Raw genomic sequence first — 15526 nt, 5'->3', positions numbered from 1 at the left:
CTGATTTAATAAATCAGCCGGATTGGTTGAAGCACGGTGGCAATATATTGTTATTTGGCGCCAGTGGTCTTGGTAAAACGCATATCGCCAGTAGCATCGGTTATGGCCTTATCGAGCAGGGCCATAAAGTTAAGTTCGTTGCCGCGTCAGCGATTGTTCAACAACTCCAGCAAGCAAAGCGACATTTACGCTTGCAAGACGAACTTGTAAAGCTCGATAAATACAGCTTATTAATCGTTGATGACGTTGGTTACGTTCGAAAAACTGAACAGGAAACGAGCGTGCTGTTTGAATTGATAGCCCATCGCTATGAGCGACACAGCATGATCATCACATCAAACAAATCATTTGAGCAATGGGATGAACTATTTGAAGATTCAACGATGACAGTCGCGGCAATCGATCGTTTGGTTCATCATGCCACGATTATTCATTGTGAAGGTGACAGCTACCGACGCAAAACAGCGCTCAATAAGAGTAAATAAAATTCGGTATCAACCGGCCAAGATAATTGACGCGGAACCGGCCAAGTTAATTGACGCTAGATAATTCAATTTGATACAAAACACATGTAAGTTTAAAGCTAACTTAGACTGAAACTATGTTAAGTTACAATCATAGCAACAAAATTAAAGGATTAATTAATGAAAGTTACAAACCTTCTCATCTCAATTTCTCTGTTAACTTCACTGTATTCAATACAGTTAATAAGGATATAAATTTTATGTTGATTGGTATTTTACAAATAATAATAGGTATAGCCCTATGGTGTTTGGCTTTTAGCTTGGGTACTGCGTGGATAGCGTTTTGTTTTGGCTCGATACTGATTGGTATTTTAGTTCTTATTTTCGCACCTCACCTTCTGCTTTTGCCCTTTGCCTTTATTGCAACCCCAGCAAATGGTTTTTTATTTTTAGGTTGGCAAAATATTAGGAATGTTCAAAATCAAACAATAGATTCAGATGCTGTATGGGATAAATCAAGTGAAAATTTAAGCCAAATCTCAGCACTAATCGAAGAAAAAAAATATAATCACAAGGAGTAAACTTATGTTTGGACTATTTAAAAGAAAAAAGCCTAAAACTCTGTTAGATGGAGTAAATTCTAGTATTGTAGATATTTACAGACCTTATTTGGTCAATAATAAAAACCTTCCAGATGAAAAAATACTCGAAATTGTACAAACCGTTATGAGAGCATTTCAACAAGCTTCTGAAAGCAAACAGGAGCGTTTATCTGGCACTACCATGATGAATATAGGTATTAAATTTATAAAAGTATATGACTTAGCCGGTCCAGATTTTTTCATCGAACACTTAAAGTATGAAATAAACTTATATCTCACATCAGGCCTACGAAAAGACTACCTCTAGGTTTCATGAGCTATGTGGTCAACCTAAGCTGACCACATGAACAAGCCACAAATTCTATTGCAGCCTGTTATGAGCTACTAACAGCAATAATAATCCCTATTATTATAACCCAAAAAATTAGAGTATTTTTAGCTCCTTGTTTACCTGCTTTCTGCCTATGTAAGATCACTCTTTCAGTTACTCTCATAAGCTTTGAACTGCTGTCTGCTGAAAGCTCTTGTTCATCAGAAATTTTATCTTCATGACGCTTTATCTCATCAATTAAAAGTTGATCATTAGCTTGAACATCATCTTTAGTATATGAGCTTAAGGCATCCTCGCTAAAAACCTCTAATTTAGTACCAATTCTTTGTAGTTCAGATAGGGTATGTTTCAATTTTTGGGTTTGCTTAAAATCTCTAGTATTAACAACTTTTTTCGCAGTGAAAACAGCTAAATAACAACACATTGTTTTAGCTGCATGCAGGCACTTTTCATTACCTTCGACTAATAAGTTGTATGTATTTTCGGTGTATTTTTCAATATGAGCATAAAAATCGCTATCTTTGTTATGTTTTCTCGCCGTCTGTTCTAATATTATTGCTTTTATTTCCGCTAAATTTTTACCTTTAACCCAAAAGTCATACACAAATAGTGTCGTCCACCCTAAAACATCAATCTCAGTTTCTTTTTCAGTAAATTCGTACTTCATATATTCCCTTAGTTAATAAATATCCATAGTCTAATATGCTAGTTCTAGTAACTACCTTGCATACAAATACTTCTGAAAACCAATAAACGTATCGCGTATCGCGGCTGGTGATCCAAACTCAATAGCGGCGTCGTTAATGGTGTTGTATTTAAGCTCTACTAAGCTGCGCATTTTTTTAGGTGCCAGTTCTTGCACGCCGTCTTCAATGTATTTACTTAATATAAAGTTGATAAACTCTTGTTGTTTATAGTCAGTAAATGCAGAGTTTATTTTAGGCTTAGCTTGTTGAGCTCGTTCTGTGCGTGTTTGCGCTTCTGCGGCATAGGCTATGTACGACAAAACATCGTATACATCGCTATCTTGTGCATCAATTACGGCCTTCATGCTGTCGAGTTTTTCGCTATCGTAACCCGCTTCGGTTAAGTCTTCTAATAGCTTTTCGCGAGTGGTTGGGTCGCTCCAGATTTCGCGTAGTTGGTCTTCGTTTTCAAAAAAGCGTGGTAAGTCGTCAAACATACGTTCAACAAACTCTTTAGCTGTAATGGGCTTCCCTTCAGCGCTCCAGTACATTGCTGAAGAAATATGCTTAATTAGCCGTGTACGGCCGTCTGAGAGCTTTATTTCGAGCTTTTCACATACACATGGCCTTTCGCCACATTTTTCACAGCCTTCAGGCTCTGGCTTTTCACAAACACATGGTTTTTGTTCACACACCTTGCACGGTTTCTTTTCACCGGCACCATCGCCGCTAGTGTCTTCACATTGGCACGGGGTTGTACCGCACTCTGGGCATACTTCGCTGGGTATTGGTTCACCATCCCAAGCTGGGTCAGCAAAGTTATGGTGCGCTTTTACAAAGTCGTAAATGGTAAAATAGTCTTTTCCATCATATGTGCGAGTCCCTCGCCCTATGATCTGCTTAAACTCAATCATATTGTTACAAGGCCGCATCAATACAATATTACGTACATTACGCGCGTCAACGCCGGTAGAGAGTTTGCGTGATGTGGTTAAAATTGTTGGAATAGTTTTTTCGTTATCGCAGAAGGTTTTTAAGTCGTTTTCACCCGCTACACCGTCGTTAGCGGTAACACGAACACAATAGTTAGTGTTGGTGGTCCAGCCTTTTTTCACTGCGTACTGATTAATAAAATCGCGCACCATACCGGCATGAACCTGTGTTGCACAAAACACGATAGTTTTTTCTTTAGGATTAAAGCGATCCATCCAATAGTGTACACGGCGCTCTTCGCGCTGAGGTATGGTAATAATGCGGTTAAAGTCACCTTCTTTATACAGTTTACCAGGCTCAGGATCGCCTTTTACAACAACACCATCCCCCTCTATGTACTTGTACTCATCCATAGTGCCAACAATCGGTAACACTTTGAATGGCGTTAAAAAGCCATCGTTAATGCCTTCTTTTAAAGTATAGCTGTAAACAGGTTCGCCAAAGTAACCATAGGTGTCGGCGTTATCGGTGCGCTTAGGTGTTGCGGTTAAACCTAGCTGAACTGCTGGTTCAAAGTGTTTAAGAATATCGCGCCAAGCACTTTCATCATTTGCGCCACCACGGTGACACTCATCAATAATAATTAAATCAAAAAAATCAGCTGGGTATTGCTCGTAATACGGATTTTCTGCCTTTTTGAGTGGCGCATTTTCATCTTCTTCTGTTGTAGCTTCTTTTAATTCGGTTTTAGGCCCACACATTAGCGTATGGAAAATAGTAAAGAACACACTGGCATTTTTAGGTACGCCGCCTCGTTTGCGAATATCGTCAGGGGTGATACGTACAATGGCATCGTCACCAAATGAGCCAAAATCGTTAAACGCTTGATTAGCTAAAATATTACGGTCGGCCAAAAACAAAATACGCGGGCGCTTTTTAGCAAGGCTAATATCTTTTTGCGCGGTTAAGCTCCAACGGGTTTGAAATAACTTCCACGCGGTTTGAAAGCCAATACACGTTTTACCCGTACCGGTAGCAAGCGTTAGCAAAATTCGAGGTTCGCCTTGGGCAATGGCTTCAAGAGCATTATGAATAGCATTTTCTTGATAATAACGCGGCGCCCAATCACCTTTGGCCTCAAAGGGAATAGTAGAAAACGCATCACGCCAAGCCGTGGTAAAATCGGCTTCAGGGGTATCGCCTTTTTGCTCAAAGGTAAGGTCCCAAAGCGCTTGGGGTGATAAGTATTCATCTACCAGCGTCTCAATGCCGGTGAGCATATCAATCTGGTAAATTTCATGGCCGTTGGTGGCATACGCAATACGGCATTGCAGGCGTTGTGCATAGTCTTTCGCTTGTCGCACACCTTCGCTATAAGTTAGGCTTTCTTTTTTGGCTTCTACTGCGGCAAGCTTGCGGCCTTTATATACCAGCACATAATCACACGGCACTTTATTAGCACGTTTACCGCCAGCCATGATTTGACCTGGGCAAATCAGTTCACGACGAATAAAGCTGTTATCGACTTCACCCCAACCGGCAGCGACTAATTTAGGGTCGATTAAATCCGCTCTGGTGTCGGCTTCGTTACGCGTCCTTGCTTGTGACATTAGGCCACCGCTCCTTCTTTTTCTTTGGTCAACTCGCCTGAAAAGGCTTTTTGTAGGATGGATTTCTTTAGTTCGTCTAGTGTTGCCAACTTCTCAGTGTAAATCTTGATTAACTTTTTTGATTCCGCAGAGACATTTTTTATTTTCAACTCAAGTTCAACCTGCTTAGACTTCGAAGGGATTGGTAGATTAAGCGCCCTAATACTCTTCATGCTAACAGTCGGTTGCGCACTACCCGCGGCAACACTATCAATCTGACGTTTAGCTATAGGACTTAATAGAAAGTAATACAACCAATAAGGATTAACCTTTGAAAGAATAAAAATAGTATTTTGCCCAAGACAAAATGGCTCATCCGTTTCTACAATAACAGGCACTCCATAGGATGCACCAACTCGGGATAGAATTATGTCACCAACAGCAGATTTATGCCTTTTCGAAAATTTTTCATATGTTTCTTGATCAACTCGTCGAGCTTTCTCTAAATTTAACCCACTCTTCTTTATTTCAGTAACCCTAACCATTGGAAAACCACCTGTCTCTATATAGCTAGGTGTCGTATGCAGTGAATCAACTAATTCAGCAACTTCACCTAAAGGTTTGTTTTCCCACCCCTCACCACGCTGGCTAAACACTTGTTGCAAATAGCTTTCAAAAAGTTCGCGGGCGTTTTTGAGGTTTTGCTCGGTCTTGGCGCGGGCTTGCTCTATATCGGCGAAGGCTTGATCGAGAATAGCGACGATGCATTTTTGTTCGGGAATGGGAGGGAGTACCACCCTGATAGAATTAAATTTACTCTTATTTACGATAGGAACAGTTGTTCCAGATGCTAATTCCTCAAGCTGGGAATTAAACCAAGGGGACAGCGCCTGATAAAACATAAATTTAGATACGAAGCTATCATCAGCCTTAATTCCATTAATTTGCTGATTAAAAGCAACAACTTTAGAGTTAATTCCAACTTTCCCAAGATTTCCGATGCATGAAATCAGTATTGAGCCAGATGGCAGGGTTCGACTTATGGAGGCCCCTTTATCACTCAAGTTGTCAGCCGTTTCGAAAATTACAGAGTTTAATAACTCTGGCGGCTTAACGAATGGAACGTCGCAGCCATAATTATCCTTTTGACTTTTGGGAGGTGTTGACCCTGTAACTGTTTGAAATAAATTGCCCAGAGAGTCAATCGTCCAATGCGTAGGAAAAAGCATTACAACAACTCCTGAATCTTACCAAGAATCGCTTCGCTCTCTTTATCCAGCGCAATGATTTCTTCAATAATGACTTGCGGTTCACGCAGTGGGGCATCTTCTGCTTGGTTTGGGTTTTTTACCGATAAATCCCATGTTGCATCATTTAGTTCAGACGTTGCCAATGACCAAGACTTAACACTGTCCTCAAAGCCTTTTTGCAATTCGACAAATTCTTTTAAATCGTTGTCATTTAGGGGATTGGTTTTACCTAAGCTGCGACCAGGGTCTAGCTGATAGAACCAAGTTTTCTGTGTTGGCTGGCCTTTAGTGAAAAACAATACGACGGTTTTAACCCCAGCGCCTAAGAAGGTTTTTGCTGGGCAATCGAGTACGGTGTGTAAGTTGCAGTTTTCTAATAGCTCTTTACGCAAGGCAATGGCGGCGTTATCGGTATTCGATAAAAAGGTGTTTTTAATCACAATGGCAGCGCGGCCACCAGGCTTGAGCATTTTGATAAAGTGCTGCAAAAACAAGAAGGCGGTTTCACCGGTTTTGATTGGAAAGTTTTGCTGAACTTCTTTGCGCTCTTTACCACCAAACGGCGGGTTAGCTAATACAATATCGTGCTGGTTGCTTGGGGTAATGTCTTGTAGGTTTTCGCCCAGGGTATTGGTGTGAATAACGTTAGGTGCTTCAATGCCATGCAAAATCATGTTCATAATGGCGATAACGTACGCTAAAGACTTTTTCTCTTTGGCGTAAAAGGTGTTTTCTTGCAGGGTTTTTAAATCGCTGGTTGAAAGCTGCTTGTTGCTGGCACCACCTTGGCGTAGGTAGTCGTAGGCTTCACATAAGAAGCCTGCGGAACCTGCTGCACCATCGTATATGGTTTCGCCAATTTGTGGCTGTAATACGTCTATCATGGCGCGAATTAATGGGCGTGGTGTGTAGTATTCGCCCCCGTTACGGCCAGCGTTGCCCATGTTTTTAATTTTTACTTCGTACAGGTGTGAAAGCTCATGCTTTTCTTCTTGTGAGCGAAAGCGAAGTTCATCTACTTTTTCGAGCGCGTCACGTAGTGAATAGCCACTTTGAATTTTATTTTTGATCTCGCTAAAAATCTCACCGATCTTATATTCAATGGTGTCAGGGCGCTCTGCACGAAGCTTAAAGCCTTTAAGATAGGGGAAAAGATCGCCATCAACAAAATCCATTAAGTCGCTGCCGGTTAAGGCGTTATTGTGATCAAACTCACCATTAGCAGTTTTAGGCGCAGCCCACGAACTCCAGCGGTACTTTTCTTCAATAATGTACTGGTATTCTTCTGCCATTAATTCGGCTTCTTGAGACTTAGTAAACTCTAAGTCATCAAGGTATTTTAAAAATAACATCCACGATGATTGCTCGGTGTAGTCTAATTCGCTAGAGCAGCCTGCGTCTTTGTGAAAAATATCGTCGATGTTTTTAAAGGTTTGTTCAAACATTATTGTTTTATCCCTGCATAGGCTGTAGAGCCTAATTAAATGTTTATATAATTATTTTAGCCACTTACTATTTGATGCGTTAAAGGCTTTAAGTGATATTGAGTATTTTAATCCATGCTTGAGCAACATAATGTTTTTGTTTTGCACAATCAACATTACCCAGTACAGGGCTGTATTTCAAGCAGTTAAGCCAAAAAGAAAATTGCTATTAAAGCACTAAATACGTTTGTTGTATTACGTCAATAAGCGAAGCTTTTATTGTTGTATGGATTACATTGGAATTATAAAGGGAAAAACATTAACAAAGAAGTGCTGGGTTTGAATTGAAATACTTTAATATCCAATCTAACCAATAACTTGCACTTCTTAATTCTTAACGCGAAGCACCTCATAAACTTGCTTAATTGCTTTAGCGAACTTTATTTTTTAATATGTTCGCTAAAGTTGGTTTTATACAGCCCGCATTCAAAGCGAAGTAATTTGAGTGTATTAATAACTGTAATTCAAAAAGAGTTACAGTTATTAACAACCTTATTACGCCTTGTCTATGTGCTTTGCAACAGTTTGTCTACTGAGACCTACAGCTTTAGAAATTGCCTTATAGGTCATGCTAGGAATCTCCTTTTTTAACAGGGCTGCATGCGTCTTAGGCTCACCCTGTTTTATCATTAGAAGACATGAGCTTTTACGGTTTAATTCCTCTTTGAGCTCTACATTTAACAAATGAAGACTTTCAAGATCTGCATCTTTTTGCGTAACTATAGCCAATAATCGTGACCACTGTTTCAATACATTAAAAAATGAACGATAATCAGAACATGCTAGTAATCTTTTTTTACTGAACAAGCGGTTTTTTAACAAACCGATTAGATGCGGGTTTGAGTCTGCCTCAAGCTTATGAAAAACCCTTGTAACCTGCTCATTTAAGGGACTAAAGCGGATAACTTTTTGACGCCAGCGCTCATCCTGTTGAAATTCATTTGCACAAGCCCGTAAAATCTTAGTTGCTGGCGCGGGTTCACTAAGGGCTAAGCTGATAAGGAAATAAAGCTGCTCATCACTTAGCTTCTGACGAGTTAGGCCTTCTTTATCTGCATTTTCTTTTTTCCTTTTTCGAATATCAGCTAGAACAGCTAAACTTTGTTTGCGAAGGTTTTTCAGCACAATAAATTGTTTTTTTATCTGTATATTATTGCTTGTTATGGATTCTTCCATATCCATATCCATATCCATATCCATATCCATATCCATATCCATATCCATATCCATATCCATATCCATATCCATATCCATATCCATATCCATATCCATATCCATATCCATATCCATATCCATATCCATATCCATATCCATATCCATATCCATATCCATATTATTTTCTCATATTCCGTTATGACAAGTTAATATATTAACATAAATGGCACGACTCGTTATTTTTACCCTTATATTTATTATTATTTATTAAGGAAATTATTTATAAACGCCTAAAATCAATAATAAAAAAAATAGATAGAAAATTAGCAATATTTATTTTTACCGATTGGCGTCGAGTTACTTCAAATACGTTACTATATTAGGTAAGCGTCCGGCAATCTACACCTAGCTTTTGATATTCCAAGGCAGTAAATCATCGATTTGGCAACCCGGTTTGCAGATTTGGGTTAAATAATAGCTAATATAATCGTAAGGTATTAGTCCGTTGGCCTTTGCCGTTTCCACTATGCTGTAGAGCATTGCACTGGCGTTGGCCCCATTAGCTGTTTGGCTAAACAGCCAATTTTTGCGGCCAATGACAAAGGGTTTAATCGCCCGCTCAGCGCGATTATTGTCGATAGACAAATGACCATCTTCAACATATTGAACCAACTTATCCCATTGATTCAGGCTGTAGTTGAGCGCTTCCCCTAATTTGGATTTAGGTAAGGTATTGAGCAAAGATTTTTCCAACCAAGCTTTATATTGGTTAAGTAATGGCTCCGACTCTTTTTTCCGGATGGCTTGTTTTTCAGGCGCTGTTTTATCTTTGATTCTGGTTTCAATTCGATACAGTTTTTGAATATGATTCAACGCCCAATTTGCTTTGCCCGTTTTTCCTTTGGGTTGCGCTTTTTCAGCTTCATCAAACTTACGCCGTGCATGTGCCCAGCAGCCAGCAAGCTTAGCTTTAGTTTGGTCATACCCTTGGTAACCATCCACTTGAAGGTAACCTGTATAATTAAGTAAAAAATTCGCAGGATAACAACCTGAACGACCCGGCTGATATTCATACAGTACGATATTTTTAAATGGGTTATTTGCTACAGGCGTGTCAGTACCTGTGCAATATAACCACATATAGGATTTTGTTTTGTCATCACTCACCACATTGACTGTGGTCTCGTCCGCTTGAATGACATGTTGCTCTAATAAGATTTGATGCAATTTGTCATACAGTGGTTTAAATAAACTGGCACATTTGATTATCCAGTCACTCATGGTTTGTCGACTGATTTCAATGCCGTGTTGTTTAAACATGGTTTCTTGCCGATAAAGCGGCAGAGCGTATTGATATTTACTGGTGATGATTTGGCTGAGTAAGCTTGGTGTTGCAATGCCTTTAGGAATTGGACTCGCTGGCATCGGGGCTTGTTTGATTTGAACTTGTGTTTCGTTTTGCTCACAGGCTCGGCAGCTGTATTTAGGTCTAACATGTTCAATCACTTTGATTTGAGCTGGAATAAATTCAAGTTTTTCAGATTTATCTTCACCCATTTTATGCATTTCACCACCGCAGCAGTCACAGCTTTTATTTTCGATGTCGTGCACAATCACTTCGCGTGGTAAATCAGCCGGTAACGCAGTGCGTTTAGCTTTTTTACGGGTGTAAGTAACGGTTTCGTTTTCAGCTTCAACTTCACGTTCTAACTCAGCGATGTCTTCCGCTTCGTTAAATAAATCACCTTGTGCAGGGTGGCCTTCGGTTGATTTACCGAATTGTTTTTGTTGGGCTAATTTGAATTGTTCTTCTAAATACGCGATTCTGGAATCTTTATCCGTTACTTGTTTTTCAAGTTCGGCAATGCGTTTGAGAAGTTGCTGCTCTAGTTCAGTCATAGGGGGTATTTTACCCTGTAACTCGCTGATTATCTGCATGTTATTCAGATTAAAAGCTGATCAGGTATGAGCTAAAGTTATAAGCTCAAGTTTGATAAAATCAGCGGTTTATGACCAACAATATCAAAGCCATCGAGCAGCCAGTGCAGTTGTTGCTCAGATAAAACAAGCTGGTTTTCATGCTCGGCATTCGGCCATTTAAACTTATTGTTTTCTAATCGCTTATGCCACAAAGCAAACCCCGTTTTATCCCAGTAAAGGATTTTGAGTTTATCTTTGCTTTTGTTGCAGAAGATAAATAAAGCACCGGACATCACATTTAAATTCATTTCAGCGACAACAATATTAGCTAAACCATTAATCGATTTTCGAAAGTCCACCACTGGGCGGTGCAGGTAAATGTCACTTGGCTCAACAAACATTTTCATTTAACTAAACCTCTAATCAAATCAGACAAATACTGTGCAGAGGTTGAACCTGGCAATTTTAATTCTCCAACCTGCAAAGTCAGTGTGATATGGGCAGGCTCAACGATTTCTTGCAAACGGGTTTGTTCAGTTTGAATGGTCACTTTGCTGAAACTAGATTGGGCGGTTAATTGTTTGCGGTACTTATAAAAAGTGGACGTTGCTAAGTTATTTTGCTGGCAAAAATCTTGTATGTTTAAACCAGAGCCTGGTTGTCGGTGAATTAAATCTAGCCATTGTTGTGTTCGATTGGTTTGCATAACTCACTCCTGTTATTAAAAAGAAATGAGCTTAGCGAATATAAAATAAATGTTTAGGTGTGGTTTAGCCGACGGTTACTATATTAGTAATCAAAACAAGGAATAGAGTTTATGAGTAACGTTTATATTGAAATTGAATTCATCTCAATTGTTGCAAACCTAGATAATGCATTTTCGGTTAAAATTGATGACACCATTAGTCTTACTGTAACCCTAGAAAAGGAGAGCCGCATGGAAAGCCTAGACTTAACAGTTATGGAATCGAAAGAATTTATCTTCGACGAAAATACAGGGGCTATAACAGGAGATGCAAGTCTGAAAGTCTGGCCTGTTTTCTTAGATAAGGCAAAAGCTATCTTCTGGGAAGAAGAGTCCGTATGGGGTTCTATTAGCCCCCGATCTTCGAAAGATATAATAGCTTTCAAGGCAAATGCTCATAAAAAGAAAATTAAATTTTCTCAAAGAGCCTGCCCATCGGCTAAAGAAAACACACTAACAAATGAGAGCACAACTTCTGTAAAAGATGAGCATGGGCGACCATTAGGTTCAATGGGTGTTTGCCCAGAAAAGTGTTAACCCACCGCGGAGCGACATTTTGGCTGAGTTGCGTAGCGTTACTCTTGCCAAAATGTGGAGTGGGTGCACAATTTACAATTGTGTTCAAAATTGTCTATGACAATTTTGAAAATGCATCCACATTTAAAAAATTGGCTAAGGATTAGGCAATGATTGATACAAGCAACAATAAAGCTATCTTCAGGATAAAAAAAATTAATTTGCAAAGGCAGTTACGTGCTGCCCTTGCTCATAATTTGCGACTGGTAAACCCTCCAAACGTAAACACTGAGCTATCTCATTATAATATCCAAGCAAAAGGGTTAAACACTATTGAAGCCTGTATGAGCCGGTTTGAGAGCGCTTTAGAGGGTATAAAAGTGCGTAAGAATGCTGTACTAGCTCATGAAGCTATTATCACAGGCTCCCCAGATCATATGAATAAATTGACAAAAAAACAGCAAATAGCATATTTCACTGATGCTGCACACTGGCTAGTTAAATTACATGGAGGAGATTACAAAAATATCCTTTGTTTTTCAATACACTATGATGAATTAGGCGCACACGGTCACTATTTAATTGTACCCAAAATAGAATCAAAGTTAAATAGCCGAGCTATTATTGGTGGAGCTCGAGGCAGACTTAGCGAATTACAAACGGAGTTTTACGAAAAAGTGGCAAAAAAATACGGATTTACACGAGGTATAAAAAATAGTAAAGCTACACACCAGCATTATAGTGAATTTAAAAACCTTAAAAACGACTTAAGTGAGGTAAAGAATAAATTGGAACAAACCCAAATTGAGTACAAGACAGCCCTTAATAGACTCAGCTCTGCTCAGCAAAGCCTGTTATTTATAAAAAAGGAACTGAAACTAGCTAAAACTCTGGGGGTATCTGACTTAAGAAGAAAAATCGCTCTTCTGGAAAAGAATACTATGTTTAAGGTAACCCCACGCATTTAGAGTTATTGCCTTAGCTATTAAATTAAATTTCATGAAGTAACATAACAAATAAAATTAAAAATTATTTAACCTCTCAGGTTCCGACTTAAAAATCTGTTGTTATCAAAATTTCACGCAATAGGGTTATTACTATAGATCAATTATTATATTAAACATGGGCTTAAAACCCATGTTTTCATTAATAAAATACAACTTTCTTAAAATCAGGTGAGAAACGCTAACTTCGCAAGTTAAACCATTATGAAAGTGTAGGCACACCACTATGAAATTTAAAGTCTTCATCTGCTGAGGTAATTAAGTCAGCCTCAATGCCACCAAAAAAATTGATTCGCTCTGTAATATCAAACTCACTGATTTCTTGAGCAAGGAGCAAGTAATCTTGATAATGACGCGCTTCAGAACGCAATAACGATATGTAAAAGTCACCTAAGCGTTTATCTACATGCGGTGCCAGTTTTGCAAAGCGCTCACATGAGCGCGCCTCAATATAAGCACCAATAATGAGTTTATCGACTAAAGCATCTGGCTCATACGATTTGACATGGCGTAACATGCCTTTAGCATAACGACATGGAGTGATGCTCCTATATTCAATTCCATACTCATCCATAATTTCGAGTACTTGATAAAAGTGATGTAGCTCTTCTTTTATGAGCATCACCATTTTATTAATTAAATCTTGGCCGTAGAGAGTATCTGATTTTGGGATCATAGACTTAGACAATTTATTCTTATCGCTAAGGTTGCGCCAGTCCCCTTCTCTTTTGTATATCAGAGCTTCAAAAGGTTTTAACCACTCGAGTAAAGCATCACCACTATCTTTATCAACGGCATACTTACGAATTAGAAACATTGCTGATTGAGCTGCTTTTAATTCACACACGAGGTGGTCTAAAAGTACTATGTCGAGATTCTCATGTTTTTTTGCTTTTTCAACCCATTGCTTAGGTGTATTACACTGCAAGAAGCTATTTATTGGTTCTAAGAGTTTATTAATTTCATTTGAGTTCATTACTAATCATCTTTTAATAATATATCTAAATAGCCACTTTCTGAATGTATCTTATGGTAATACATGACTCGAGCTGCATTTTCAACAGAAGATCCCCTGATTTTGTGAGGGTTCATTAACCTATCGATATCCCAATCGGATGTGCGCACCTCAGTGACATATTCACTTTTTATATAATACTCTTTTGAACCATAAAAAACACATTGGTAGGCTTTGCGTTTTCGATCATATTGGCTAAATTTAAACCTAGCTACAACGTTATCCTCTTCTAAGCTAAAAGATAATTCCTTGTTTTTTAAAATTATCTTATTGCCTATCCGATTTAATTCGAGATTATAATTTAAAGGGTCGGTATGTGATAAATCAACTATTTTTTTAGATATTGAAGCTACATTAAGTTTTTTTTCAATTTCGGCTTGTATTTCAGCTAGCTGGCTAACAATATCATTTATTTCATCATCTAACTCTTCCATCAAACCAAATATTGTTCCTGATTTTTTTTCACTATTTTTATAATGATCTTTCAGGTCAGCCAATTTTGTTTGAAGCCCTTTTAATTCATAGGTTAGTTTCGTTTTTTTCTCATGGCTGGTAGAGCTTTGTTTTGCCCTACTAATTTTAGCAAGTATCAGGGGCTCAACATAAGCAAAAAAGAAATGATAAGCTACAACATAAGGAAATGTTGTCGGTGCATCACAACTTTCTCCCCCCGATCTCTGTTTTCTACTACATCGAAGCAACGGTAATGACTCTGCTGATTGTTGGATACTCATACCTGAACCACAATGCCCGCACTTAACCAAGCCATGTAAGGGCCACTTCCTGTCAGGTCTAACGCTCGTAAACAGTCGTTCTTTACATATTTGCTGAGCAATATAAAATTCTTTATCACTTACAACCGATTCGTAAAGCTTCTCATTGTAAACCAGACCTATGCACTTAGGATTTTGGATTATTCTGATAATTTTTGTCGGATTAATATTTTTCAGAGGCTTTATTTTACCGTATTTTTTTCTCAGTGCTCTTTCAATCAAAACTTGACCAAGTCCTTCAGCATGCAATTTAAAAATATCTCGCACCACGTCCGCGTATTCATTTAACTTGCCTTTTTGGTCTAGCCAAAAAGGCATCCGCATCTTTGGGGGTATTTTATTTTCTTTGGCGTTATATTCTCGTCGACTCCAAGAACTTTTTACTTTTTCTGAACGCCATTTAGAATCTGAATGAGCTTTATCAATCTCAACAATTAAACGCATACGTGTTGCTAAGTCATTACGTTTACTTGGGGAGTAAACACTTTGATCTCTTGCTGTAACAATAGAAACATCATGATCCCAAATTTTATCAAGTAACTTTTCCGTTTCAGTAATTGTCATTCGAGACAATCTAGAAAAATGCTCAACAAGAATAATCGAGCCTTTAGGAACTACCTTTGACTCTATCGCAGCAACAAGCCTCCCCAAAGACCCCGAACTTAAATGCTTGCCCGAAAATGCAGATACACCTGCATCAATGAGAGGCTTACCTTCAAGCTCAACCACCGCGCAGTTCGGGTGACTACGTAACCACTCTCTTTGTGCCTCCCCTTGCCTATACAAAGAGCTGTTCCCTTCTTGCGCTTGAGAACTAAAGCGCTGGTATAAATATACGTTACCAGATAATTTATCGTCTGACATAGCAATTACTCACTGAATTTAAATATGCACATATTATCATTAAGCTCACAAATTAAGTGATCTATTAAAATAACTGACAGATTTTCTTTTTTGATTGCTTTATCTACCCACTGAGTCGGTGTTTTGCACAATAAAAAATCATGAATAGGCTCTAACAGCTGGCTATGTGACACGTTTGATACTCGTTGCTAATTA

14 protein-coding genes and 2 pseudogenes are annotated in these 15526 nt (G+C 38.7%); 5 read left to right on the top strand and 11 right to left on the bottom strand.

Features of this window, described 5'->3' with window-relative positions:
• Nucleotides 1-23: 23 nt before the first annotated feature.
• The 3 genes and pseudogenes from istB to PS1M3_RS04715 all read left to right on the top strand — a co-directional run.
• Nucleotides 24-485, top strand: a pseudogene (istB, locus tag PS1M3_RS04725) (IS21-like element helper ATPase IstB); the annotation flags it as partial.
• Between the two features lie 239 nt (nucleotides 486-724).
• On the top strand, nucleotides 725-1045 hold the full coding sequence (locus PS1M3_RS04720) for a hypothetical protein (RefSeq protein WP_203986521.1): 321 nt from the start codon (nucleotides 725-727) through the stop codon (nucleotides 1043-1045).
• A gap of 4 nt (nucleotides 1046-1049) precedes the next feature.
• Entirely contained in the window at nucleotides 1050-1373 is a 324-nt protein-coding gene (locus tag PS1M3_RS04715; protein WP_203986519.1) for a hypothetical protein, read from the top strand.
• Nucleotides 1374-1440: 67 nt separating this feature from the next.
• Here PS1M3_RS04715 and PS1M3_RS04710 read toward each other — a convergent pair whose 3' ends face one another.
• The 8 genes from PS1M3_RS04710 to PS1M3_RS04675 form a co-directional block, all read right to left on the bottom strand.
• The gene (locus tag PS1M3_RS04710; protein ID WP_203986517.1) at nucleotides 1441-2064 is read right to left on the bottom strand and encodes a hypothetical protein; all 624 of its coding nucleotides are present in this window, start codon (nucleotides 2062-2064) and stop codon (nucleotides 1441-1443) included.
• A 51-nt stretch (nucleotides 2065-2115) separates the two neighbouring features.
• A complete protein-coding gene (gene hsdR, locus PS1M3_RS04705; RefSeq protein WP_203986514.1) occupies nucleotides 2116-4626 on the bottom strand; it encodes an EcoAI/FtnUII family type I restriction enzme subunit R in 2511 nt (836 codons plus the stop codon).
• The gene (locus tag PS1M3_RS04700; RefSeq protein WP_203986511.1) at nucleotides 4626-5834 is read right to left on the bottom strand and encodes a restriction endonuclease subunit S; all 1209 of its coding nucleotides are present in this window, start codon (nucleotides 5832-5834) and stop codon (nucleotides 4626-4628) included. The genes hsdR and PS1M3_RS04700 overlap by 1 nt, the downstream gene beginning before the upstream one ends.
• The gene (locus tag PS1M3_RS04695) at nucleotides 5834-7300 is read right to left on the bottom strand and encodes an N-6 DNA methylase (RefSeq protein ID WP_203986508.1); all 1467 of its coding nucleotides are present in this window, start codon (nucleotides 7298-7300) and stop codon (nucleotides 5834-5836) included. Before PS1M3_RS04695 ends, PS1M3_RS04700 begins: the two co-directional genes overlap by 1 nt.
• 534 nt (nucleotides 7301-7834) lie before the next feature.
• The gene (locus tag PS1M3_RS04690) at nucleotides 7835-8659 is read right to left on the bottom strand and encodes a hypothetical protein (RefSeq protein WP_203986505.1); all 825 of its coding nucleotides are present in this window, start codon (nucleotides 8657-8659) and stop codon (nucleotides 7835-7837) included.
• A 240-nt stretch (nucleotides 8660-8899) separates the two neighbouring features.
• The gene (locus PS1M3_RS04685) at nucleotides 8900-10393 is read right to left on the bottom strand and encodes an IS66 family transposase (RefSeq protein WP_203987272.1); all 1494 of its coding nucleotides are present in this window, start codon (nucleotides 10391-10393) and stop codon (nucleotides 8900-8902) included.
• 77 nt (nucleotides 10394-10470) lie between these two features.
• Nucleotides 10471-10821, bottom strand: coding sequence for an IS66 family insertion sequence element accessory protein TnpB (gene tnpB, locus PS1M3_RS04680; RefSeq protein WP_036956871.1), 351 nt, complete (start codon nucleotides 10819-10821; stop codon nucleotides 10471-10473).
• A complete protein-coding gene (locus PS1M3_RS04675; protein WP_138741057.1) occupies nucleotides 10818-11120 on the bottom strand; it encodes an IS66 family insertion sequence element accessory protein TnpB in 303 nt (100 codons plus the stop codon). Before PS1M3_RS04675 ends, tnpB begins: the two co-directional genes overlap by 4 nt.
• Before the next feature lie 111 nt (nucleotides 11121-11231).
• On the opposite strand from PS1M3_RS04675, the gene PS1M3_RS04670 reads away from it, so the two are divergent.
• Complete coding sequence (locus PS1M3_RS04670; protein WP_203986503.1) at nucleotides 11232-11696, top strand: hypothetical protein; 465 nt, start codon at nucleotides 11232-11234, stop codon at nucleotides 11694-11696.
• A gap of 149 nt (nucleotides 11697-11845) precedes the next feature.
• On the top strand, nucleotides 11846-12643 hold the full coding sequence (gene mobV / locus PS1M3_RS04665) for a MobV family relaxase (protein ID WP_203986501.1): 798 nt from the start codon (nucleotides 11846-11848) through the stop codon (nucleotides 12641-12643).
• A 238-nt stretch (nucleotides 12644-12881) separates the two neighbouring features.
• Here mobV and miaE (PS1M3_RS04660) read toward each other — a convergent pair whose 3' ends face one another.
• The 3 genes and pseudogenes from miaE (PS1M3_RS04660) to miaE (PS1M3_RS04650) form a co-directional block, all read right to left on the bottom strand.
• Nucleotides 12882-13655: a tRNA isopentenyl-2-thiomethyl-A-37 hydroxylase MiaE gene (gene miaE / locus PS1M3_RS04660; protein ID WP_203986499.1), complete on the bottom strand. Its 774-nt coding sequence runs from the start codon at nucleotides 13653-13655 to the stop codon at nucleotides 12882-12884.
• A 2-nt stretch (nucleotides 13656-13657) separates the two neighbouring features.
• Nucleotides 13658-15331, bottom strand: a complete 1674-nt coding sequence (locus tag PS1M3_RS04655) for a recombinase family protein (protein ID WP_203986497.1) — start codon at nucleotides 15329-15331, stop codon at nucleotides 13658-13660.
• Between the two features lie 41 nt (nucleotides 15332-15372).
• A pseudogene (gene miaE, locus PS1M3_RS04650) lies at nucleotides 15373-15504 on the bottom strand (tRNA isopentenyl-2-thiomethyl-A-37 hydroxylase MiaE); the annotation flags it as partial.
• Nucleotides 15505-15526: the final 22 nt, after the last annotated feature.

It is taken from the genome of Pseudoalteromonas sp. PS1M3, from assembly GCF_016865405.1.
In the GTDB taxonomy this organism is placed as follows: domain Bacteria; phylum Pseudomonadota; class Gammaproteobacteria; order Enterobacterales; family Alteromonadaceae; genus Pseudoalteromonas; species Pseudoalteromonas marina.
Note: the sequence above shows the minus strand (reverse complement) of the source record. Positions and strands in the feature narration are given on the sequence as shown.